The organism is Sinomicrobium weinanense (assembly GCF_018863395.1).
Classification (GTDB): Bacteria; Bacteroidota; Bacteroidia; order Flavobacteriales; family Flavobacteriaceae; genus Sinomicrobium; species Sinomicrobium weinanense.
Map to the genome: position 1 here is coordinate 498,041 of NZ_JAHKRR010000001.1, position 21,053 is coordinate 519,093.

General features: G+C 44.5%; 18 protein-coding genes. 7 read left to right on the plus strand and 11 right to left on the minus strand.

Annotated elements, in window-relative coordinates; all coding sequences use genetic code 11:
* Positions 1-48 precede the first annotated feature (48 nt).
* Positions 49-1,266, minus strand: a complete 1,218-nt coding sequence (locus KN811_RS02145) for a hypothetical protein (RefSeq protein WP_187966110.1) — start codon at positions 1,264-1,266, stop codon at positions 49-51.
* Positions 1,267-1,523: 257 nt separating this feature from the next.
* On the opposite strand from KN811_RS02145, the gene KN811_RS02150 reads away from it, so the two are divergent.
* Positions 1,524-2,006: a group II truncated hemoglobin gene (locus KN811_RS02150; RefSeq protein ID WP_216334649.1), complete on the plus strand. Its 483-nt coding sequence runs from the start codon at positions 1,524-1,526 to the stop codon at positions 2,004-2,006.
* A 280-nt stretch (positions 2,007-2,286) separates the two neighbouring features.
* Complete coding sequence (locus KN811_RS02155) at positions 2,287-3,273, plus strand: bestrophin family protein (RefSeq protein WP_187967714.1); 987 nt, start codon at positions 2,287-2,289, stop codon at positions 3,271-3,273.
* A 190-nt stretch (positions 3,274-3,463) separates the two neighbouring features.
* On the opposite strand, the gene KN811_RS02160 is transcribed toward KN811_RS02155, so the two are convergent.
* From KN811_RS02160 to KN811_RS02175, 4 genes are all read right to left on the minus strand, one after another.
* Positions 3,464-4,951, minus strand: a complete 1,488-nt coding sequence (locus tag KN811_RS02160; protein WP_187967713.1) for an ArnT family glycosyltransferase — start codon at positions 4,949-4,951, stop codon at positions 3,464-3,466.
* A gap of 178 nt (positions 4,952-5,129) precedes the next feature.
* On the minus strand, positions 5,130-6,044 hold the full coding sequence (locus KN811_RS02165) for a bestrophin family protein (RefSeq protein ID WP_187967712.1): 915 nt from the start codon (positions 6,042-6,044) through the stop codon (positions 5,130-5,132).
* Between the two features lie 369 nt (positions 6,045-6,413).
* Positions 6,414-7,613, minus strand: coding sequence for an MFS transporter (locus KN811_RS02170; protein WP_187967711.1), 1,200 nt, complete (start codon positions 7,611-7,613; stop codon positions 6,414-6,416).
* 237 nt (positions 7,614-7,850) lie between these two features.
* A complete protein-coding gene (locus KN811_RS02175; RefSeq protein ID WP_187966646.1) occupies positions 7,851-9,011 on the minus strand; it encodes an MFS transporter in 1,161 nt (386 codons plus the stop codon).
* Between the two features lie 431 nt (positions 9,012-9,442).
* On the opposite strand from KN811_RS02175, the gene KN811_RS02180 reads away from it, so the two are divergent.
* Together KN811_RS02180 and lpdA are read left to right on the plus strand one after the other, a co-directional pair.
* Positions 9,443-10,849 (plus strand): MATE family efflux transporter, encoded by a 1,407-nt coding sequence (locus tag KN811_RS02180; protein ID WP_187966645.1) that lies wholly within the window; start codon positions 9,443-9,445, stop codon positions 10,847-10,849.
* A 238-nt stretch (positions 10,850-11,087) separates the two neighbouring features.
* Positions 11,088-12,491: a dihydrolipoyl dehydrogenase gene (lpdA, locus tag KN811_RS02185; protein WP_187966644.1), complete on the plus strand. Its 1,404-nt coding sequence runs from the start codon at positions 11,088-11,090 to the stop codon at positions 12,489-12,491.
* A 159-nt stretch (positions 12,492-12,650) separates the two neighbouring features.
* On the opposite strand, the gene KN811_RS02190 is transcribed toward lpdA, so the two are convergent.
* Together KN811_RS02190 and KN811_RS02195 are read right to left on the minus strand one after the other, a co-directional pair.
* Positions 12,651-13,418, minus strand: coding sequence for a DUF2189 domain-containing protein (locus tag KN811_RS02190; RefSeq protein ID WP_187966643.1), 768 nt, complete (start codon positions 13,416-13,418; stop codon positions 12,651-12,653).
* 419 nt (positions 13,419-13,837) lie between these two features.
* On the minus strand, positions 13,838-14,974 hold the full coding sequence (locus KN811_RS02195) for a heparan-alpha-glucosaminide N-acetyltransferase domain-containing protein (protein ID WP_187966642.1): 1,137 nt from the start codon (positions 14,972-14,974) through the stop codon (positions 13,838-13,840).
* 270 nt (positions 14,975-15,244) lie between these two features.
* On the opposite strand from KN811_RS02195, the gene KN811_RS02200 reads away from it, so the two are divergent.
* Complete coding sequence (locus KN811_RS02200) at positions 15,245-15,781, plus strand: NADPH-dependent FMN reductase (RefSeq protein ID WP_187966641.1); 537 nt, start codon at positions 15,245-15,247, stop codon at positions 15,779-15,781.
* Between the two features lie 29 nt (positions 15,782-15,810).
* Here KN811_RS02200 and KN811_RS02205 read toward each other — a convergent pair whose 3' ends face one another.
* On the minus strand, positions 15,811-16,569 hold the full coding sequence (locus KN811_RS02205) for an arylamine N-acetyltransferase family protein (protein WP_187966640.1): 759 nt from the start codon (positions 16,567-16,569) through the stop codon (positions 15,811-15,813).
* A 112-nt stretch (positions 16,570-16,681) separates the two neighbouring features.
* Between KN811_RS02205 and KN811_RS02210 the strand changes: the two genes are divergently transcribed.
* Positions 16,682-17,101 carry a Dabb family protein gene (locus KN811_RS02210; protein ID WP_187966639.1) on the plus strand — a complete coding sequence of 140 codons (420 nt, stop codon included), beginning with the start codon at positions 16,682-16,684 and terminating at the stop codon, positions 17,099-17,101.
* Between the two features lie 36 nt (positions 17,102-17,137).
* Here KN811_RS02210 and KN811_RS02215 read toward each other — a convergent pair whose 3' ends face one another.
* Complete coding sequence (locus tag KN811_RS02215; protein ID WP_216334650.1) at positions 17,138-18,406, minus strand: MFS transporter; 1,269 nt, start codon at positions 18,404-18,406, stop codon at positions 17,138-17,140.
* A gap of 634 nt (positions 18,407-19,040) precedes the next feature.
* On the opposite strand from KN811_RS02215, the gene KN811_RS02220 reads away from it, so the two are divergent.
* Positions 19,041-19,562, plus strand: coding sequence for a DUF4833 domain-containing protein (locus tag KN811_RS02220; RefSeq protein ID WP_187966638.1), 522 nt, complete (start codon positions 19,041-19,043; stop codon positions 19,560-19,562).
* Positions 19,563-19,588: 26 nt separating this feature from the next.
* Here the strand turns inward: KN811_RS02220 and KN811_RS02225 are convergent, their stop codons facing one another.
* Positions 19,589-20,098: a VOC family protein gene (locus tag KN811_RS02225; RefSeq protein WP_216334652.1), complete on the minus strand. Its 510-nt coding sequence runs from the start codon at positions 20,096-20,098 to the stop codon at positions 19,589-19,591.
* Positions 20,099-20,161: 63 nt separating this feature from the next.
* Entirely contained in the window at positions 20,162-20,995 is an 834-nt protein-coding gene (locus KN811_RS02230) for a response regulator transcription factor (protein ID WP_187966637.1), read from the minus strand.
* Positions 20,996-21,053: the final 58 nt, after the last annotated feature.

The following is a 21,053-nucleotide window of genomic DNA, read 5'->3' on the forward strand; positions in this document are numbered from 1 at the left end:
TTAATCGTTATACAACGCCTTGTATGGTTTTATACCTGCCGGGTATCCTTATTTTATAACCTGTTCGAATTTCAGGGATTCTTTTCCATGGGTAACTATTATTTCATAAAGACCTTTTTTTAACCCTAAGTGACAGTTTTCAGTCCTGTTTTTAACTTCGGCGATGTCAACGGGAACTGAATTATTGATATCCTCCCCTTTTTTAAATGCCAATACCATGACAGGAAAATTGATCTCAAGATTATTGACATCGACCTGTACATTCTTATTCCCGTTTTGAAATAACCAGTGCGGCCTGTTATCGATATACCTTGTATCGGGATGAAAAACAGCAATGTCGGTCCATGCTTCCCCGCGTTCATATTTATAGGGGGCTTTGTTTTTGTCTATAATGACAGAGGATTCTTTAACATCCAGTGCTTTTAAAAGAGGATGGTTAAACTTTGGGTTGCTTTTCTCGCTATACGTCACCTGGTCAATCGTAAACGGGTCTATTCCGGTATATTCTTTAAGCCGGCCGGCCATGGTTTTTTCCCAGGATTGATGGGTGCCTTCGAGAACATGGTCAAAACCGCAGTGAATCAGGAATTTTTCATCGGGATGGTTTTCCATTACCTTTTGGATGTTTTTAGCTTGTTCCATCTCCCTTGCCTTTCCGTTAACCTTACTGGTTTGTTCATATGGAAAGACGTTATACCCGATTTCGAGAGCCGTTCGGACCAGGTTCCCGAATTGTGGATCTTTTATATAGTATCCGGTTTTTTGTATGGGGTACTTTCGGGCAGCAAGTGACGAATCGAGGTGAGGCCCGTTACCCAGAGCTTCCAACCCGAGATTCCTGTATCCGGCATCATAAAGTTGCCGGAGTAGGGTAGCAGTAAATACCCGGTGAGCGGAATTGTGGTGAGCCTCGTTTATCATAACAACCCGGTTTTCTTTTGCTCGTTCAACAATATAATGAACAGCACTTACTTTCTTGTATTTTAGGTTGATGGAATCGATCTGATTTGTTGTGAAATTTCTTTCCTTCGGAGGCATGGCGGAGTCCCAATGCCGCAGCGCGTTTTTGTAATCTCCTTTGGTAGCGTAGTCCGAAGCAGAAAATTGATATTTCCAGGGGACCGTATCCCGGGCTACCTTATTTTCAATGTCTGCACTGAATTTGTAGTCGGTCGTATAGTCTATATTTTCTATTGATCTTTTTTGTTTACAGCCGGTTAACAGGTGGATGAGCAAAAAGATGAGCCAAGTGTTTTTAAGGTGCATGATGTCTTTTTTATAATTACACCTCAAATATAACTAAATTTTTAGTTACAACTAATTGTTTAGTTCTTGAGTTGTGCTTAACTATCCTGGGTGCTCGTTTGGAAAGAGGTCCTGATTTTTACAAATCACCCCGGCGCTTGCTTGCAAAGAGCATTAACGATTAAAAACAATTAATATTCATATATTTAAAGTGAAATTTTAAACATCAACACATTTACATCGAAATGTATAACGACTTAATTAAAAAAGAAGGTTAAATGAAAAAAGTCCCTACTTTATACGAATGGGCTGGCGGAAAGGAGACTTTTGAAAAACTGACAGAAGTCTTGTATAAAAAAATAGCCGACGATAAGCTGTTAGCTCCTGTTTTTCAAAATATGTCTGCCGAACATCACAGGCATATCGCCCATTTTATTGCTGAAGTATGCGGCGGCCCCAAACTCTATACCGAAGGCGACGGGGGCAGCCATGCCACCATGGTGGCCCATCATGTAGGCAAAAGATTAGACGATACCATGAGAAAAAGATGGCTGGATATGCTACTCGAAACAGCCGATGAGATCGGGATGCCCGACGACCCGGAATTCCGTTCCTCCCTGGTGGGCTACCTGGAATGGGGCAGTCGCCTGGCCGTGCTCAATTCCAACGCCACGGAAAACCCCGTATCGGAAGGCGAACCCATGCCCAAATGGGGTTGGGGCGAAACCGGAGGGCCATATATTCCGGAAGAAAACAATTAGAAACTGTTGGTGCAAGACAATCTCTGAAAAACTATAAATTAACATTTAATACACGACAAAAATTATCAACGTGAAGGAAGATATTAGATGTAAGATTATAGGACGTATGACATAGGACTTTAAAATGTGACCAAGTCAATTGTGTCAGGCTTCACAAGGCATTAAAATAAAACCAACCAACAAATCTAATATCTCATATCTTATATCGTGAAATCTCAAGTCAAAAAATATTGAATTTTTGTCATATACTTAAAAATTCACCTAAAAGCAAAAAACACATATGTACGTTAAAAAGAATTATGGTTTTTTAATGACCCTTAACTGGTCAAAAAAGCCTTTTTTGTTAGGGTTTCTCTATGTTTTTATAGTATGCGGTATCAGCTTTTTTCTGCCCTTTGATACGGCCATTCCCTGGCAGCCTATCAGTATTATCGGTATAGCCGTTGCCTTTTATCTGGGCTTTAAGAACAACAGTTCGTACGACCGCACCTGGGAAGCCCGCAAGATCTGGGGAAGCATTGTCAATAACAGCCGTAGCTTCGGGGCGGCAGTAGTTGCATTTGTGCAGGGTGAGGATGAAAACGAAATCAAAAAAGAACTCATTTACCGCCATATTGCCTGGTTTACAGCGTTGCGCCACCAGTTAAGGTTAAGCCAGCCCTGGGAACATACCGAAGAACGCCTTACGGGACTTTACAGCCCTACTATTTGCGAGGATTACACCCAAAAACTCGAACATGAGCTGAAAAATTATATTTCCCCTCAGGAATTGGCACTGCTTGAAAAAAGGTCAAACATGGCCACCCAGATCATGAAAACACAGGCGGTTCGTTTACAGGAGTTAAAAGACCAGGGATATTTTGAAGATTTCAGGCATATGGAATTTCATCACCATATGGTCTCTTTTTATGAAGACCAGGGAAAATCAGAACGTATCAAGAACTTTCCCTTTCCGCGTCAATACGCTTCTACGGCTCTTTGGCTCACCATAGTATTTACGGCATTCGTCCCTTTTGGGTTGTTGAATATCTTTTCTTCCGGTGCCTGGTGGGATTACCTGATGTGCAGCATCCTGTCTGCCCTGGTTATATGGGTGTTTTTTCTTATGGAAAAGATCGGTGACTATTCGGAGAACCCGTTTGAGGGGACCTATAACGATGTACCGATCACTTCCATAGCCAGAACAATAGAAATAGACCTCCGCGAAATGATAGAAGACGAACAGATCCCCGAACCCTTTAAAGCCAAAAACGGTTATTTAATGTAGAACGGTTTTTATTCGAACGGGGATATAAAAGATATATATCTGCGATAATTTGCGGGCTAAAATCCTCCCGCAGATCGCGCAGATTTCCGCAGAAAGTACGAGGTTGATCTGTTTCGGGTACCGGTATGTTTACAAGGTGTACTTGTTTTGTCTTTTGTTTGTGATGTATTGAATTACAATGCACTACGTCTTAATCGAATATGTGGTCTCTGTAACCGTCCCACCATTTTGCAATATCGATTTTCGGTTTCCGGCAGAGGTAAAGCGGTATTCCGTTTTCCTCTCCTATGGCATATTTATGGGTTATTGTTTTCACCGGTTCCACTTCTTCAAATACATGTTCCACCGAAGGTTTTTCATTGCCCAGGCTTATCCAGACTGTTGCATTCTTATTTCCATAGCCCCATATCCAAAAGCTGCCGTGCCTGCTTACGGGATTGGGCAGATCATGTTTTTTTCCCAGTATTTTCACCGCTCCCGCTTCGCCATAGTTTTCCGCCCAGATCACGCAGTCTTGCTGTTCCTCCGGGCTTAAGGACCGATAAATGCTGTCCACCAGTTTTACCTGTTCTTCCCACCCGAACATATCGGCATAATCCCCGGTCAGTTCTACCCTTCCGTTTTTCTCCTGCAGGCCTTTGTACCGCACAAAATTTTCGATGGGTAAAAGAGGAGTGGCTTCCGGGATAAAAAATACGGACGGTATCAATACCACAAGTGCGATCATGGAAACCAAAACGGGCTTTTTAGACAGTAAAGATTCTATTTTTACGGCTCCGGCGGCAAATAGAACCGGGTAAACGGGAAAAACATAATAGGCTTTTGCTCCGAGTAACCACAGTGAGCAAAAAATAACGATGACAGAAATACCCACAGCTCTGTATTTTTTCAGGTTTTTATCGATCAGTAGGGTCATGAGCCCAAAAACACTGACAATTAGTGTAAAAGGGAATTTTAATTGTGTAAGTCCGAAATCCATCGGGTTTACATCGTTTAGCTGCTTCCGATTCAGGCTTTCCAGGTGTTTTAAAAAAGGAAGGTCATACTGCAACTGCCAGATAACATTGGGCAGGAAAATAAGCAACGCGATGCTTCCGGCTATGTAAATCCATTTAGATTTATAGATGGCTCCCCGCTCCAAGAAGAACAGGCCTGTAAATACTCCGAAAGCCCATACCAGCATGGTATATTTGTTCAGCAAGCCCAATCCCAATGTAATGCCACATAAAACAAGGAATTTTTTGTTTTTAGAGTTGATAAATTTAATGATAAAATAAAAACCCAGGGTCCAGAATAACTGGTTAAACGCCACCGGCTGAAAAAGCGTGTGATTCCTGTAAAAGGGTAAAAAGGCAAGGATACATATCCCGGAAAGCAGGACGGACCTGGATTTTCCTCCCAATGCTTTGGCCATTAAACAACATAAGATCAAAACCCCTGTTCCGGCCAAAGTGGGGAAGAGCCGGACTCCGGACAGGGAATAATCGAAAAGCCAGTAGGATAACCGACCTAAAAAACCGATAAACGGAGGAAATTCCATATATCCCCAGGCAGGGTGTTCGCTGGCCGATAGATGAAGTAGTTCATCACGGTGAAATCCATAGTTCCTGTTCCCGAACCATTGTACGGTAAACTTGGCAACGGACAGCATTAAAATAAGGGGTAGATATTTTTTCATAGGCTGTCTTTGAGTGACACTTAAATTTTGTTCATTTCCATACAGTACAATGCATTATGGAGCGAGGTTATTCGGCCGCCGGAAATAAAGTTAATTTTTTATTTTCATATATAAAACCTCGCAGGTTTCTGCAGTATGTATAAAAGTTCCCGGTTTCAAAATGTGGCCGGTGTGCCGGTCACATCAAATAAAAGTTCTTCTCCGGCTTAACGGTCTCCGGAACTTCCGTTTCATTCAGCATTTGCCGCAGGTTGATCTCAATGGTCCGCGCAATGGAAGTTACCGGGGTGTCCGTAGGCAGGTTTTCAAAAGGGTCTTGCAGGTAGATAGCCGTTTTTTCTATAAGGAAAAAGGCTATGGCCACCGTAATGACCAGGGGAATCTGTATAAAACCGAGATCATCTACCAGGGCAAAGGGTAAAAGAAGAATAAAAAGGTATAGAAAAAGGTGAACAATAAGGCTGTATGTAGCCGGGAACACTGTATTTTTAATGCGTTCCGATTTTCCCATGGAGTCGCACAGCCTTTTCAGGGTTTCGTCCAGTTGAACCTGTTGATAGGGGTTGACCCATCCTTTCCGGAAGGCTTTTTTTAAATCAGCCGTTTGCAATTGCAGCAGGGCATTGGGCACATTATCTTGTTTGGCCACCTGTACCAGTTCTTCTTCAGACAGAAATTGTTTGGCATCTTTTAAGGGAGACTGTTTGCGGAGTGATCTTCCCAGGGCATACGACCAGGCCATTTGCCGGTACACCATTTTCTGTACCAGGGTAGCGGCCTGGCCGGCTTCTTCGCCTCCAATATCAATAAAACCGAGAAGTTGCCGGGTCAATGTGCGCGAATCGTTGACAATGGCCCCCCAGACAATCCGGGCTTCCCACCAACGATTGTACGACTGCCCGGTACGGAAAGCCAGGATCAGTGAAATGGCCGTGCCCAGGATGGAGGGAATGGCCAGGGGAATGGCAATACCGCCCACATGAAAAAGCTCGTCGGCCATACCGATAATTACGGACAAAAAGGAAACAAAAATGATCTCAGAACGGGTTTTCCTGAAAAGAAACTTCAGGGGGATTTTGTTTTTCAGTAACATGAAAATGATTTTTCTTACAATGTAAACAGGCTTTAAATTAATCTTTTTTTGAGTATAATCTGCTGTTTTATCCTGTTTTTCTCTTAAGTCCTCCCTTATGCTTGCTCGTGATATATAAAGTTAAGAAATAAAAACACTGAAAAATCTGCGATGATCTGCGAAATCTGCGGGCTGCAAATTTTCCCGCAGATCGCGCAGATTTCTGCAGAACATGTATTGTATAAAAATATGTTATTCGTGGCTTAGTTAACAAAACCAGCGACTGCATTAACAAAACTGCTATCCGTTTTAATAAATCCTGCATTTACAGCAGATTATCCCCGGAATTGCAAATAATGTTCTTATGCCTGTGTTTTCGGAAAACCCGGTCTAGGGCACATTTTTTATACGCTGGGCATTGAGCAGGGAAGCCGTGGTCATAAAGAACAGCCCGAGAATGATCCAGCGAAAGTCCACATCGGCATCCAGTAGCAGTCCCACAAGGAAAGGCCCGAGTGCAGTGCTCAATACTACGAGCATGGTGTAAAGGCTTCTGACAACGCCTAGTTTTTCCACGCCATAAAGTTCTGCGATGACCGCTGTGGTCACCGAACCCGAAGCCCCTACGGAGCATCCGGCGAGGATAAGGAAGATCAGTGCGCCTGTAATGCCGTCCATAAAAGCCAGCGGAAGCAGACCGATGGTCATGGGTAGCAGGTATATGCGAAACATCCTCCTGGCCGTGAAACGGTCTACCCAAAGCCCGCTCATCAGGGTCATAACAAAGCGTGTAATGGCATAGGCGGTGAAAAAGGAGGCATAGAGAGACACCGACCAGCCTTTATCTTCTACAAATACATATTGATAAAAAAAGAAGGAGGTGGAAGTAAAGGCCACTACAATACTCGCAGGGATCATGGTGTAGAACTTCTTTTCCGAAAGGATCTTTAAATAATCCCGGACAATGGCTTTGGACGATATGTCCTTGTTTTCTTTTTTCTTAGGGTCGAAATGGGTGAGTTTTACGAAATAAAGCCTCACCAGGTACAGCAATAAAAAAACTCCCGATGCAATGGCAGCTACCTCATAGTCATACCAAAGGATAAGCGTGGAGATCACGATAGGGAAAAAGGCTTCCCCGATGGAATAACCGAGGGCGGAGACACTCAGGGCCTTTCCACGGTCGGTATCGTAGTAGCGCGACATCACCGTCATGCTGATATGCGTCATCCATCCCTGCCCCGTAAGCCGCAGCCCGATCAATGCCAGGAACAACAGGGCTATATGATAGTGCGATATCCCCAGGACAAAACAGGAAACTGCCGCCCCGATCACCGTGATGGTGGTCACCGTTTTTACCGGTTTATGATCTATGGAATGTCCGATAGTAAGCATAATCACCGAAGAAACGATGGTACAAATGGCATAGATCCCTCCGAAAGTCCCTTCAGAAAGGGAAAATGCCTTCAGAATCTCCGGAACGTAAAGCGATATTAAAAAGGTCTGCCCGAAACTGGACAAAAAAGTAAGCACCCAGCCAAAGCTAACCTGCCTGGCGTTGCGTTTTAAAAACAGGTAAAAGTCTTTCAAAATATAGCAATTTTTTGGTGGTTTCCCTTGGGAGGGATAAAGGTATGAAATTGTTTGGGGTAGGATAGGAACAGAAGGTTTGGTCTTGTGTGGTTTACACCCCCCTGGCCCCCCTCAAGGGGGGGAACTATATCTGTTTAAAAGAAAATTATCCCCCCCTTGAGGGGGGCAGGGGGGTGTTACTCCCGGACCGGTGCTCGTTTGCAACGAGCTACCACCTTATAGCCGTATCTCTCCTTAAGAAGCCGTATCCGGTTTCCGTAAAATATCCCGCCCGGTAAATGACAACACCGCGATCATGGCCCCGACAAAAGCAACAAGTAAAAAGGAAGCCCGGAGATTCAGGTGTTCCGCAATAAACCCAATGACGGGAGGACCAAACAGGAAACCAAAATATGCGATCGTAGACACCAGGGCCAGGGAGATCCCCGGGGGGAAGTTTTTGGACCGCCCCGCCATGGAGAAGGAGAGGGGAATAACCGAAGATGTTCCCGCTCCCACCAGCAAAAGCCCGATGGTAGCAAAGATAACCGACGGAAAGATCACGGCGAGCAGCAGCCCGAAAAATATCAGAATACCGCTGAACTGTAACAGGATCACAGCGCCAAAACGCTGGGTAAAATGATCGGCTACAAAGCGTCCCGTGGCCATGGTGCTCATAAAGGCAATATACCCGAGGGTTACCAGTCCCGCATCGACATTGACCACCTTGTCAAAATACACCCCGCTCCAGTCGAACATACAGCCTTCGCACATCATACCGCAGAAAGCGATCATACCTACGCGCAGGAGCAGCTTATCTGGCCTTTTTAGTACCAGGCCTTTGCTGTCCCCGGTGTTGACATCTTCCATAAGCATATTGCGGTAGGCAAAAAATATGATAAGCAAACTTATACAGCCTATGATGGAAAAATGATAAAAAGGGGAGATGTGCAGATCGATCATTGCGGCCCCCACAGCCCCGCCCACAAAACCCGCAAGGCTCCACAGGCCGTGAAAAGAAGCCATAATGGTTTTTCCGTAATGAAACTCTACGCCTACGGCCTGGGTATTCACGGCCACATTGCTAAGGTTTCCGATCAGCCCAAAAAGGACAACAGCCGCGAGTAAGGTAAGTTTGGTTTCGGCCAGCCCCAGCAAAGGCAGGGCACAACCGTATAAAATGGCGGAGATCACGGCTACTTTCCGGCTGCCATAACGGTGTACCAGAAAGCCCGCAAGCGGCAGCGCTGCCAATGATCCGGCAGGAAGACCGAGTAACAGCCCGCCAAGTTCGCCTTCCGAGAGTTGTAACAAGTTCTTTACATCCGGAATACGGCTTGCCCAGCTGGCAAAACAAATGCCACTCAGGAAAAACACCGCACTTACGGCTACTCTTCGTTTTAGGTTAGTGTTCATGGATCTCAGTTTTTTAGTTCTTAGTCGGAGAGTTTTGGAGTTGATGGTAGTTGGTATTGATGCACTTGTTTTTGTATGGTTATCTATTTCGGCTAAACCCCCCCTGGCCCCCCTCAAGGGGGGAGCTATATCTGTTTAAAGGAAATTTATTTCCATTTGAGGAGAGCAGGGGTATAAACAATTCAACTCCAAGACTAACAAACCGCAAAGTTCATAAAAATATCCCCCGCCCCATAACCGTAATTTGTTAAAACCAAAAAAACTTACAATCAATTAAAAAAAAGTATTTATTATTGCACCATTATGAAGTTTGTGGAATTATATTAAGAAAACAACAAATCCCGGCGGGAGTGCCGGTTATTGTTGTAGCGAACATTAGTTTGCAATAAAGTTTGTGGTATTCTTTATTAATAATATAATTCTGAAAAGTAATGAGTTCTTCCAGATTTTCTTTCAAAAACTTTTTTCATTATTTTAAAATAGCCCTTAGTGGCAAAGAATCCGATTTTACACAGGGTAGTATCCGTAAAGCGATATTTATGCTGGCCATTCCCATGATCCTGGAGATGATGATGGAATCGGTATTTGCATTGGTAGATATTATCTATTTATCCAGGGTAAGTGTTAATGCTGTGGCTACCGTAGGGCTTACCGAATCGGTCATTACCCTCCTTTATGCTGTGGCCATAGGCCTGAGCATGGCTGCAACGGCCGTTATTGCCCGGAGGGTAGGCGAGAAGAACCTGAAAGGGGCACGCGAAACGGCAGTACAGGCCATAATGATAGGAGTTGTGGTCTCCGTAGCCATTGGTATCGCTGGGATAATATACCCCAGGGAAATACTGGAGTTTATGGGAGGAGAACCCGACCTGATCGCAGAGGGTTCCGGATATACACAGATTATGATAGGAGGGAATACCACCATATTCCTGCTATTCCTTATCAATGCCATTTTCCGGGGTGCGGGCGATGCTTCCATTGCCATGTGGGCTTTGGTACTGTCTAACGGACTGAACATTATTCTCGACCCGATCTTTATTTTCGGTTTCGGGCCGGTACCGGCCTATGGAGTAGAAGGAGCAGCCATTGCCACGACCATAGGACGCGGGGTGGCCGTATTGTTCCAGTTGTGGATATTGTTCTTCGGGTGGAGCCGCATAAGGTTACAGGTATCAGATTGGATATTGCGTGGAAAAGTGATGTGGAACCTCGTTAAAGTGTCTCTTGGCGGTATCGGGCAATTCCTTATCGGCACCTCCAGTTGGGTAGTGCTAATGCGTATTATGTCTGAGTTCGGCAGTGAAGTACTGGCGGGCTATACCATTTCCATACGGGTAATGATGTTTACCATGATGCCTTCCTGGGGCATGAGCAATGCCGCAGCTACACTGGTAGGGCAGAACCTCGGGGCTAACCAGCCGGAACGGGCGGAACAATCCGTATGGAAAACCGGGAAGTACAACGCGTATTTTATGCTAACGGTATCATTGGTGTATCTTCTGTGTGCCCCATATATCATAGGATGGTTTAGCGAAAACCCTGATGTGGTAAAATACGGCAGCCTCAGCCTGCAGGTTGTGGCGGCAGGATATATCTTTTATGCTTATGGTATGGTGGTAACCCAGGCGTTTAACGGTGCCGGAGATACCAAAACCCCCACGGTGATCAACTTTTTCTGTTTCTGGCTGTTTCAACTGCCTTTTGCTTACCTGGCAGCCCTTGTACTGAACTGGGGCCCCGTTGGTGTATATGTAGGAATAACTCTTGCAGAGACCCTGATAGCGGTTATGGCGCTGATATGGTTTAAAAAAGGAAAATGGAAAACGGTGAAGGTGTAAACGGGTATACCCGCACACCCGTAACATCTCACGCTGTGGAAGTATCTTGTTACAAAATCGAGAATAACCTTCCGGAAGGAGGGCGCTTCGCAAAACATTTGTATTTTTGTGTTTTAGAATTTCAAAACACATTTTCAAAAGACATATTTATGAAATGCCCGTTAACCCAAACAACATATCTATCGATAATGTTCTTCGGGCATTACATCTAACCTTTTAAAAACAAATAAAAAAACAGATGAATTCATACGATGTAGCCGTTATCGGCTCAGGCCCGGGTGGGTATGTTGCAGCGATTCGCTGCGCACAGCTCGGGATGAAAACTGCGATCATTGAAAAATACGCCACGCTCGGGGGAACCTGCCTCAACGTAGGCTGTATCCCTTCTAAGGCACTCCTGGACTCTTCACATCACTACGACGATGCCGTAAAGCATTTTGAGGAGCACGGTATAGAAATTCCCGGTGACGTCAAGGTCAACCTGGAAAAGATGATAGGCCGCAAACAGACCGTGGTAGATCAGACCTGTGCCGGGGTAAAGTTCCTGATGGACAAGAATAAGATCGATGTGTATGAAGGTATGGGAAGTTTTGAGGACAGTACGCACATTGTTATAAAGAAAAAAGACGGCGAAGAAAAGATAGAGGCGAAAAACACCATAATAGCCACAGGTTCAAAGCCTTCAACGCTTCCGTTCATCGAAATAGACAAGGAGAGGATCATCACATCTACCGAAGCCCTGAAACTGAAAGAAATACCCAAGCACCTCGTTATTATAGGAGGTGGTGTTATAGGCCTCGAACTCGGGCAGGTTTATAAAAGGCTGGGCGCTGAGGTTTCTGTGGTAGAGTTTATGGACAGGATCATCCCCGGGATGGATGGTGCCCTTTCTAAAGAACTGACCAAGGTCCTCAAAAAACAAGGATTTAAGTTCTACACCAGTCATAAAGTAAAGGAAGTGACCAGGGACGGCGATAAGGTTATTGTAAAAGCCGACGATAAAAAAGATAAGGAACTGGTACTGGAAGGTGATTACTGCCTGGTATCTGTGGGCCGCCGTCCGTATACCGACGGGCTGAATGCCGAAGCAGCCGGAGTGAAGATCAACGAAAGGGGGCAGGTAGAGGTCAACGACCACTTGCAAACCAGTGCGGCCAATATCTATGCCATAGGCGATGTGATCAAAGGCGCCATGCTGGCCCATAAGGCCGAGGAAGAAGGTGTTTTTGTAGCTGAGACCCTCGCCGGACAAAAACCGCATATCGATTATAACCTCATTCCGGGAGTGGTTTATACCTGGCCCGAAGTTGCTGCCGTAGGAAAGACCGAAGAACAGCTCAAGGAAGCCGGGGTCAATTATAAAGTGGGACAGTTCCCCATGCGTGCCCTCGGCAGATCAAGGGCCAGTATGGATACCGATGGTTTTGTTAAAATACTTGCCGATGCTGCTACGGACGAAGTACTCGGTGTTCATATGATAGGTGCCCGTACGGCAGATCTTATAGCCGAAGGGGTGACCGCCATGGAATACAGGGCCAGCGCAGAAGACATAGCCCGTATGAGCCACGCACACCCCACTTATGCCGAAGCCGTGAAAGAAGCCGCTCTGGCTGCGACCGATAACAGGCCGCTGCACGTGTAGTTGTAGCTATAAACGAGTGAATAAAAATAAGGGGGGCTAAAAAGTCGTACAATCCGTCATGCTGAACTTTTACCCTGAGCACAGTCGAAGGGTAAAAGTTCAGGTTGACGTAAACGCTACTTTTTAGCCCCCCTCACTTTTTATAGCTTATAGCGTTGGTCAATCCTCCGTCGGTGTTCCGATCTGTTCAATTTCATCTTCGCTGTCCACAGGAATGATCTGGGTATAAATGGTATAATACATGGAATACATAAATGGAAGGGTAAATATAATACCTATGCACAAAGCTACCAGCCCCACCATGATGGCCAGCGCCATAACGATCAATAGCCCGACGAGCACAAAAGGTTGTTTGGAAACCAGCATAATACTTTTTTGAATGGCATCTACGGCCTTCAGATCGGCAAAGATGATAAGCGGAACGGTAAGGAATGTAAAGAAAGAGATCGCATATGATATTACGGACCCAATATAGGGAAAAAGGGATACAAAAGCCCCGATCAGCCCCAGCAGGAAGGCCGCTATAAACAGTTCTTTAAAATATGCACTTTTGTAATAGCTGAAGGCCGTGGATACAGAGAAATCCTTCCCGTTTTTTGCCAGGTGTGCCATTTGTATAAGCCCTGCGGCGACAGGTGAGAGAAAAGCTCCGATAAGGGCAATGGCCATTATATAGATGAGGATGACCGGGAAAGGAGTGTCCAGGTTAATCTGAAGCAGGGTTTCTGACAAATTGCTGACCCCTAACAGGCCGGAAACTACCGCCATGATAAGAACAACTAAAATAACACTGACAATAAGCAGGACAAGCCCTGCCTGTAAAGCAATTTTTTTATAATTTTCGAATGCCTTTTCAAATACGGTACTAAAGTCCAGGTCGTATCCTTCCCGGAGTACGTGGTCTAACTTCTTTTGTGTAGAATTCATTTCAAATGTATCGGTTTATATAAAATTATTTCTATACCAAGATAACATTTTTAGTTCACTTTTACTTTTTTAACGCGAATATATGGATAAGAAAAAAGGCTCCCCTCTTCAGGCGAAGGCCTCTACTTCGACAGGCTCAGTACCACGCCTTCGTCTGAAGGGAGGTGCTTTATAGAGGCATTCAAATAAAGTTACAGGTTAAAAACGCCTTCGCATCAAAGAGCTTATCCATTATCCACGTTTTTTTAAGAAATAGGCAGAGTTTTATGCTCTGGTTTTTTACACCTCTTTTTTTTCATGCCGGCCAGGGCAGGATTAAAGGATTAATGGAAGATTGAATCCCATAGGAATATCGAGAGATTGACCTTAAACATTTCAATCTCCACCAATCCCCCTGTCCCGGAATAATTGATAAAAACCTAATTTTTGATGATGCTGAACGCAGCGAGAATTTTTCCCTTTACCTTTGCAAAAAATGGTATGGCCTCCCGGTAGCTCTGGTAAAATGCCAAAACAGCTTCTTTTTTCATTAACGCTGTTTTTTCTTTTATGGAGGGGCTTGCCCTGTTATACAGGAAAGACAGCCAGGTAACGATAATCATGAACAGAATGGCCCCAGGTATGGCAATATACGGGCTTAAGGAGTGGTGGAATGGTTGATATAATCCAATCCCGAAAAAGCTCGCATATAAAATAATATAGTGTATAACGTAAATAGAAAGCGTATTTTGCCCTATGGTGATCAAGGTCCTGGAGGTGAGGATACTTCGTATAAGCATAAAAACGGCAAAGAATAACAGGACAGTTCCAAGCCTTGAAAACAGTTCATTGCGCACAGGTTCAAAAGTAAACAGGGCCATTAAAAGAATACCGGCACTGAGGCATAACCCGATAGCTATGGGGTATAAATTCTTTTTATCCTTGTAGATGGTGAACAGTACTGACATAAAAGCCCCGAATGAAGCATAACCAAACCAGGGGAAAATAGTAAATACCGAACCGTTGGCTTTGGTAAAATAATTAGCCAGTATTTTAGGCATAAAACTGTAATCCCAGGAAGAATAGAACGGGGCCAGGGCAAACAGGACTATTGTAGCGCCGGCCAGCAATAAGGGCATAACATATTTTTTTCTGTAACTCAACAGGTAGATACCGACCAGGAACAGGATGGAAAGCCCTATACAGTGCAGTACATCTACCATGTGAAAATTGTCATAGAGTTCCCCTTTGAGCAGAAACCCCCTGAAATCAAGCCTTAGGATATAGCCCAGCCCAATAAGCATCAGCCCCCTTTTAAGGCCTTTTACAACCCGGGGATTGGCCCATCCTGTAAGCTCTTTTTGCCGTATCAGCAAATACATAAAGATAAACCCGGCTACGGTGAAGAAAACAGGTGCTGTGATCCCCCGGTTGTATTTCCAGATCGAGAACATCATATTGGAGGTATCCCGGAAGGCCGGATCTAGCAGCCCGTCTATAAAATGTCCCTGCAACATCATCAAAATAGCCCATGCACGCATGGCATCGATAAAATATAAGCGGGAAACTTTATTCATAAACTTTGATTTTTTAGGTCCGAAGTCAGATGTCCGTAGTTTTTCATACCCATTAATTCTACTTCCAACTTCTAACCTCGTACTTCTAACTTCGTATTTCTATATACTCCTAAAACGCCCATTTTGGACTTTTTGTATGTAAAAAAATATAAACAATAAAGCAGTATGTTGATCTGCAATGCTTTTTCACGGAATTTTTGCAGAGATATACCTGGCGATTCATTAAAAAATATTCTCTACATTCGTCCGTACGAAAAAAACACTTGTATTATGGCATCTATACTGGCTTTTGCAGGAAGTAACTCTTCCACATCCATCAATTACGAACTGGTAAAATACACTGCGGACAAAATAAAGGATATTCCCGTTCAGCAATTGAATATGGTCAATTTTCCTTTTCCGATGTACAGCGAAGACCTGGAAAAGGAAGAAGGCTTTTCCGATTCGCTTGTAGCGCTGAGTGATGATATCAAAAAGGCAGAAGGGCTGGTGATCTCTGTCAATGAGCACAACGGCAATCCGTCGGCCTATTTCAAGAACCTGATCGACTGGCTTTCACGGCTGGACCGCAGTTTTATGGAAGGTAAAAAGGTATTGCTGATGAGTACATCCACCGGAAGGGGAGGCGGCGGGCGTTCGCTCTCAAAGGTCGAAGCTACTCTGCCCGTGTTCGGAGCAGAAATTACAGCCACTTTTTCCCTCCCGTCGTTTAATCATACTTTTTCCAGGGAAGAAGAGGAAATAACCGATAATGAGTTAAAAGAAGCCCATCAAAAGGCGCTGGATGAGTTTTTAAAGACCTTGTAACCAGGCAGGGTTACGCATTGCGGGATATTTTACGGAACAGTAATTCCGAAAATTTCCCGCAATTTTGCTTCGAATGCTGCCTTGTCTGCTATGGTGGTTTCGGAGGTATGCCCGTTTTCGGTGGCCTTCAGTTTGTCGTCCGTTAGGGAGATCCTTCCGTTTTCGGTGGGCAGGGAAACCAGCTTGTTTTTTGTAAAAGGCGATTCCGGACTGCTTTGATGATAATTGCACATGGCCGAAAACTCTTCGTATTCCCGGTGGATGTTTTTAAAAATATATTTTGGGGTTTCATTTTTTCCGTCAAGATTATATACGATGAGGTATTCCGTGTCGTACTCCCGGATCACATAGTTTCCCCGGACATCCTGTTGCACGGTGTTGAGGTCTATCATTAACGGGGCAAAGGCAAATTCTCCCAGGCCAACGTCCACGAGATATTCCCGGTCATCGAGTATAACCACCACAGCCAGGTGGTCGTATTCCTGTCCAAAGGCCGAAGTTTTTCCGTTATAGACCCTTCCGGAGATCCTTCGGGTCTCAAACCCTATGGCCGTGAGCAGTTCCAGGAACAGCCCGTTGAGTTCATAGCAGAAACCACCCCTTTTTCGTTCCACCACCTTGCGGTATATGGCATCCGTGTTCAGCCGGATGGGAGTATGGTAATGAATGTCCAGGTTCTCAAAAGGAACATGGAGCAAATGCTGTTTTTGCAGCTCTTTCAGTGTTTGGAGATCGGGCTGTACATTACCGTGGTATACAATGCGTGTTAAATATGTATTGATATCCATGTTTTATGTGAGAAGTTGGGTGTTTTAGAATGATTTTACGACCTTCATGACAGATTTAGTATATTCGATCCGGCAGGAAAGTTTTGTATAAAACTACATAAATTCAACCGATATGAAAAGGAGAGACTTTGTTAAAACAGCAACCACAGCCATTGCCGCCGGAACAGTAGTGCCGGCCCTGGCTGGTTCGGCAACAACAGGAAACCACGCCCCGGAAGACAACGTAGTAAACCACTATGTACTGTTCTGGCTGAAAAAAGACCTTACGGAAAAACAGATTGAAGAGTTTACCGGTTTTTTTGAAATGCTCCGTAAGGTCCCCGGCATTCGCAATTTTTATTACGGCAAACCTGCCAACAGCACCCCCAGGGATGTGGTGGACAATAGCTTTACATATAATCTGATGATCCAGTTCAACACCCTGGAAGCACTGGAAGTTTATGGCGTACATCCCATACATATGGAAGCCATTGAAAAATACAGCCACTTCTGGGAAAAGGTCGTGGTGCACGATTCGGTACTGCATGAGTAGGGTAAAATAACGATAACCTCATTTGTGCCAAACAGATCAGGCAGGTGATCTGTTCGTAGGACGACGATCGGTAAACACCAGGATTACGGTGATCAGCCCTATGACAAAGAACCCCAGGATAAGCGGAAAAACGCCAAGAATCATAAAGTGACTGATAACAGATCCCAGGGATGACCCGATAAAGAAAAAAGAGGTGCCGTAAACCGATGAAGCCATACCAGCTGTATCTCCCATGGGTTCCATAGCCAAAGCGCTGCTGTTGGGCTCGACCGCTATATTGATGGCCATGAGCAGGGCTACAGCAATAAAAAAGAAGAGCATATTTGGCGGATCGCCGGAAATGAGTGTCAGTAACAGGAGAAGTCCGGCCGTCAGTGCATACACAACGAGCAGCCATTTAATGGTTAACCGTGCCCCAAACCGTGATGAAAGATAAGAATTAATCAGGGAAAAAAAAGACATCAGCAGTCCGATCCCTGCAAAGATCCAGGCAAAAAGAGCCGGCTTGCCGTAAATTTCGCCTACTATACGTTCGGAACTGGAAATGTACGAACTCAATGCGGCGAACAATATTGTGGTGATCCCGGTATACCGGAGAAAGGTCTTGTTGCTTAAAACTTTCCGAATAGACTCGCCGATATTTTTCCATTTCAGGGAGCTGCGCTTTTCCTGCGGGAGGGACTCTTTGAGGCGGAGTGACCAGAGAAAGACCACAATGGCAAACAAGGGAGGGGTGAGAAAGACCATTTGCCAGGACGAAACAGATAAAATAGCCATACCGAAAAAGGGAGCCAATATTGGAGTAAAGAGGAGTACTGTAAAGATCAGGGACATGATGCGGGCCATCTGGTCGCCTGCAAAACGATCGCGAACCCCGGCTATGGTGATCATAAAAATTGCTGAAGCTCCCATCCCCGCAACAAAGCGCGCCACAAACATAAATTCGAGATTTGGGGCAAAGGCAGCTGCGATCCCGCCGATGATGTAAAGCGGAAACCCGATACGAATGATGGGGAGACGGCCAAAACGGTCCGAAAATATACCGAAAACGATCTGGGCCACCTGCCCCATAAAAAAGAACACTATGATCTGTGCGGTAGCTGTAGACCCGGAACTGAGCCCAAAGTGTTCCCGGACCTCGGCAAATGCCGGGAGCATAATATCAATTCCCAGGGCGGTTAAGGTCATGGTACAGGCCGACAATGCAATGAATTCAAATGATTTCATGGACCGGATTTTTCCGGGTACATCTCCTGTGGTTGCGGTTTTGCAGGCAACAATAACTTCGCTTTCCGTTTTTTTCATCTGTTTAAAGTTTTTCGCACAGGGAATATGAGCTAAAATTCATGCACATTCAGGAACCGCTGTGCTCTTGCACGAAAAATTTTAATCATTTCCCTAGGGGAGATACCTGATCAAAATTTTTTATGTTCGTTTTATTTTTTTGAGTGTTGTAAACTGTACTTTTTTTGAATGAATATTATTTCCAATACAAATATAAGAGATCTATATAATAAACAAAATAAACACTTGGTTTATTGTTTAAAATAATACCCTAAAGAATAAAAAGATTATATTAAGCAAATGTACTATCCGGACATCAGCGGGTTGAGGGGTTGAAACGACTTTAAAGGGGGGTGATCGGGACAAGATAAATAGCTTTTCCCCAAAAGGCTGGTATGGAACATTTTAAAATGGTTGTTCCTGGCTGATAAAACAATATTAGCAACCTGGTTGGTCCTGGCTAAATATTTACCAGGGCCACCGGAGCTCAAAATAAATACAAACATCTCAGGTTGTTCCTGCAAATTCCGAAAAAAAAGATCAAATCACTTTGCAGCCGGGAAGATATTCATTTTAAAAAATGTTATTTTAGTGTAGAATAGCAGTTAAAAATAACGTTGTTTATTTTAGACAGGTATTCCCCAATATTTTTTGTATGAAAACGATCTGTTCTTTTGCCTTCTTTTTTGTTTTTGTCTTCGTTGTTGCCCAGGACGGTTATCCTGTTCCCGAAAAAACACCGGCCAGGCTGTTTTATATCCAGCACAGTCAAAACCACAACACCTATGTTTATGACGTCAACATGAATGGCACATCCATAAACCGGGAAGATCCTGTTTATGCGCATCGTATTGTTTATACCGAAGGCGGTGTTGACAAACCTTTGACCGGGATCCAGAAACGGATGGCTTACGGTATCGAGGCGAACTATGTAAAGCCCGGTCTTTACGAAATGTACCTGGCCGCTACCAAAAAACAAAAGTTATACCTCACGCTTAATGCACAGGGCCCCCCCAGGGTTTATACTACGGTTAACAATCATAAGATCTATGTAGACCGGATGTTCATAAAGCTGAAAGACAGTACTTCCGGAATTGGTGTGCATGCGGAATATGTTTTGTTTGAAGGGCAGGATTTCGATACCGGGGAAAATGTCACGGAGAAAATGGAAATGTAATGCAGGCCGTCAATAGCTATTTAACCTCACTTTCGCTTAAAAGGTTCAAAGAGTTCTACCAGGTTGCCGGACGGGTCCCGGAGTAAGATCTGTTTTCCTCCGTTCCCGATCACTAATTCGTTCCTGAATATTACATTTTGTAATTTCAATTCGGCAATCTTCTTGTCCAGGTCGGGAACACGGATCTGTATCCTGTTCCAGCCACCGGGTGAGGGGACTGTTCCGTCTGTCATGGTCCGTCCGGCACCTCCTCCGCTTCCGGGGCGATTGATAAGCAGTTTCAGATTTCCAAAAGACAACAGGGCAAAACCGCCCGATGGTGGTTGCATTTCAGTTTTAAACCCTAAGGTTCGGTTATAAAAATCAACACTCTCCTTGACGTCATTGACTATATATCTCATATAAACAAAATGATCTGCCTGGGTTTTTGTTATGTTTTCTTTCATAGTTCCGGAATTAATTTGTGCGAATACATCAGTGCTGCCTGTTACCGTAATCCAGGCAACCAGCAGGCTGCAATACCAAAGTTTTTTCATTTGGATTTTTATACTAAAGTACTGCTGCCGGGATTCACAGTATTGTATAAATGCGACATCTTGTTACCGGAACTCTGTCGTTGCCCTGTAATTGGTGTTGTTTGGGGTGTGTTGAACAAATTCTTTCGGGGTATATCCGGAGAATCTACGGAAATCGTGGGTGAAATGTGCCTGGTCATAATAGCCGTAACGGTATGCGGTTTGGGCCAGCGGTCCGGCCCCGGAGATTTCCCTGACCACGGCATTAAATCGTGCAATATTTAAGAACAACCTGGGACTGAATCCGGAAAATTCCCTGAATTTCCGTTCAAATTGTCTTCGGGACAGGAAACATTGTTCAGCCAATGATGAGATAGAGCATTGCTGCGGGGAACTTATAATATTTTTTATGGAATGGAATATTTTTGAGTAGTGGGCCTGGATGTTCTTTAAGTGTATTTCCAGAAAACGGGATACTAATTGTGCTCTTCGTATGCCGTTTGGTGCGAGCATCATTTTTTCTTCCAGGATCTCACCACTTTTGCCGAGCAGGGTTTTAAGGTCGGTCATTTGGTCGCTTAGTTCACTTGCCGGCAATGCAAATAATTGCGAAATGGCATGAGGGTACAGGTAAATCCCGAAAAGCCCGAAATCTGTTTTTGTTACAAAGGTGCTGAATTGTTGTGTTTGTCCGAAAATCCTTGATGCTAAAACTTCCTCAGACCCCGATGTTTCTGTGTATCTCCTGAAATTCCCTTTGTAATAAAAGATAAGTTCAGGACAACAGTCGGCCAATACCCGGTGAACAAACGGGCAACGGGCCGAAGCCTTTCCTTCCAGAACCCAATAAAACTGGACAAAGCCGGCAAGGTGTTCCGGTGGTGCTATGGTATGGTATTCCGTACGATTTGGTCCCATCTCTTTTGTGATATGAAATATAACAGTTGCTGTACGTGGCTGTGGACCAGTTATTTAT

Bases quoted from the DNA above. Each gene is read 5' to 3' on its own strand.
- KN811_RS02145 (WP_187966110.1), bottom strand. From the start codon at position 1,266: ATGCACCTTAAAAACACTTGGCTCATCTTTTTGCTCATCCACCTGTTA.
- KN811_RS02150 (WP_216334649.1), top strand. From the start codon at position 1,524: ATGAAAAAAGTCCCTACTTTATACGAATGGGCTGGCGGAAAGGAGACT.
- KN811_RS02155 (WP_187967714.1), top strand. From the start codon at position 2,287: ATGTACGTTAAAAAGAATTATGGTTTTTTAATGACCCTTAACTGGTCA.
- KN811_RS02160 (WP_187967713.1), bottom strand. From the start codon at position 4,951: ATGAAAAAATATCTACCCCTTATTTTAATGCTGTCCGTTGCCAAGTTT.
- KN811_RS02165 (WP_187967712.1), bottom strand. From the start codon at position 6,044: ATGTTACTGAAAAACAAAATCCCCCTGAAGTTTCTTTTCAGGAAAACC.
- KN811_RS02175 (WP_187966646.1), bottom strand. From the start codon at position 9,011: ATGAACACTAACCTAAAACGAAGAGTAGCCGTAAGTGCGGTGTTTTTC.
- KN811_RS02180 (WP_187966645.1), top strand. From the start codon at position 9,443: ATGAGTTCTTCCAGATTTTCTTTCAAAAACTTTTTTCATTATTTTAAA.
- lpdA (WP_187966644.1), top strand. From the start codon at position 11,088: ATGAATTCATACGATGTAGCCGTTATCGGCTCAGGCCCGGGTGGGTAT.
- KN811_RS02190 (WP_187966643.1), bottom strand. From the start codon at position 13,418: ATGAATTCTACACAAAAGAAGTTAGACCACGTACTCCGGGAAGGATAC.
- KN811_RS02195 (WP_187966642.1), bottom strand. From the start codon at position 14,974: ATGAATAAAGTTTCCCGCTTATATTTTATCGATGCCATGCGTGCATGG.
- KN811_RS02200 (WP_187966641.1), top strand. From the start codon at position 15,245: ATGGCATCTATACTGGCTTTTGCAGGAAGTAACTCTTCCACATCCATC.
- KN811_RS02205 (WP_187966640.1), bottom strand. From the start codon at position 16,569: ATGGATATCAATACATATTTAACACGCATTGTATACCACGGTAATGTA.
- KN811_RS02210 (WP_187966639.1), top strand. From the start codon at position 16,682: ATGAAAAGGAGAGACTTTGTTAAAACAGCAACCACAGCCATTGCCGCC.
- KN811_RS02215 (WP_216334650.1), bottom strand. From the start codon at position 18,406: ATGAAAAAAACGGAAAGCGAAGTTATTGTTGCCTGCAAAACCGCAACC.
- KN811_RS02220 (WP_187966638.1), top strand. From the start codon at position 19,041: ATGAAAACGATCTGTTCTTTTGCCTTCTTTTTTGTTTTTGTCTTCGTT.
- KN811_RS02225 (WP_216334652.1), bottom strand. From the start codon at position 20,098: ATGAAAAAACTTTGGTATTGCAGCCTGCTGGTTGCCTGGATTACGGTA.
- KN811_RS02230 (WP_187966637.1), bottom strand. From the start codon at position 20,995: ATGGGACCAAATCGTACGGAATACCATACCATAGCACCACCGGAACAC.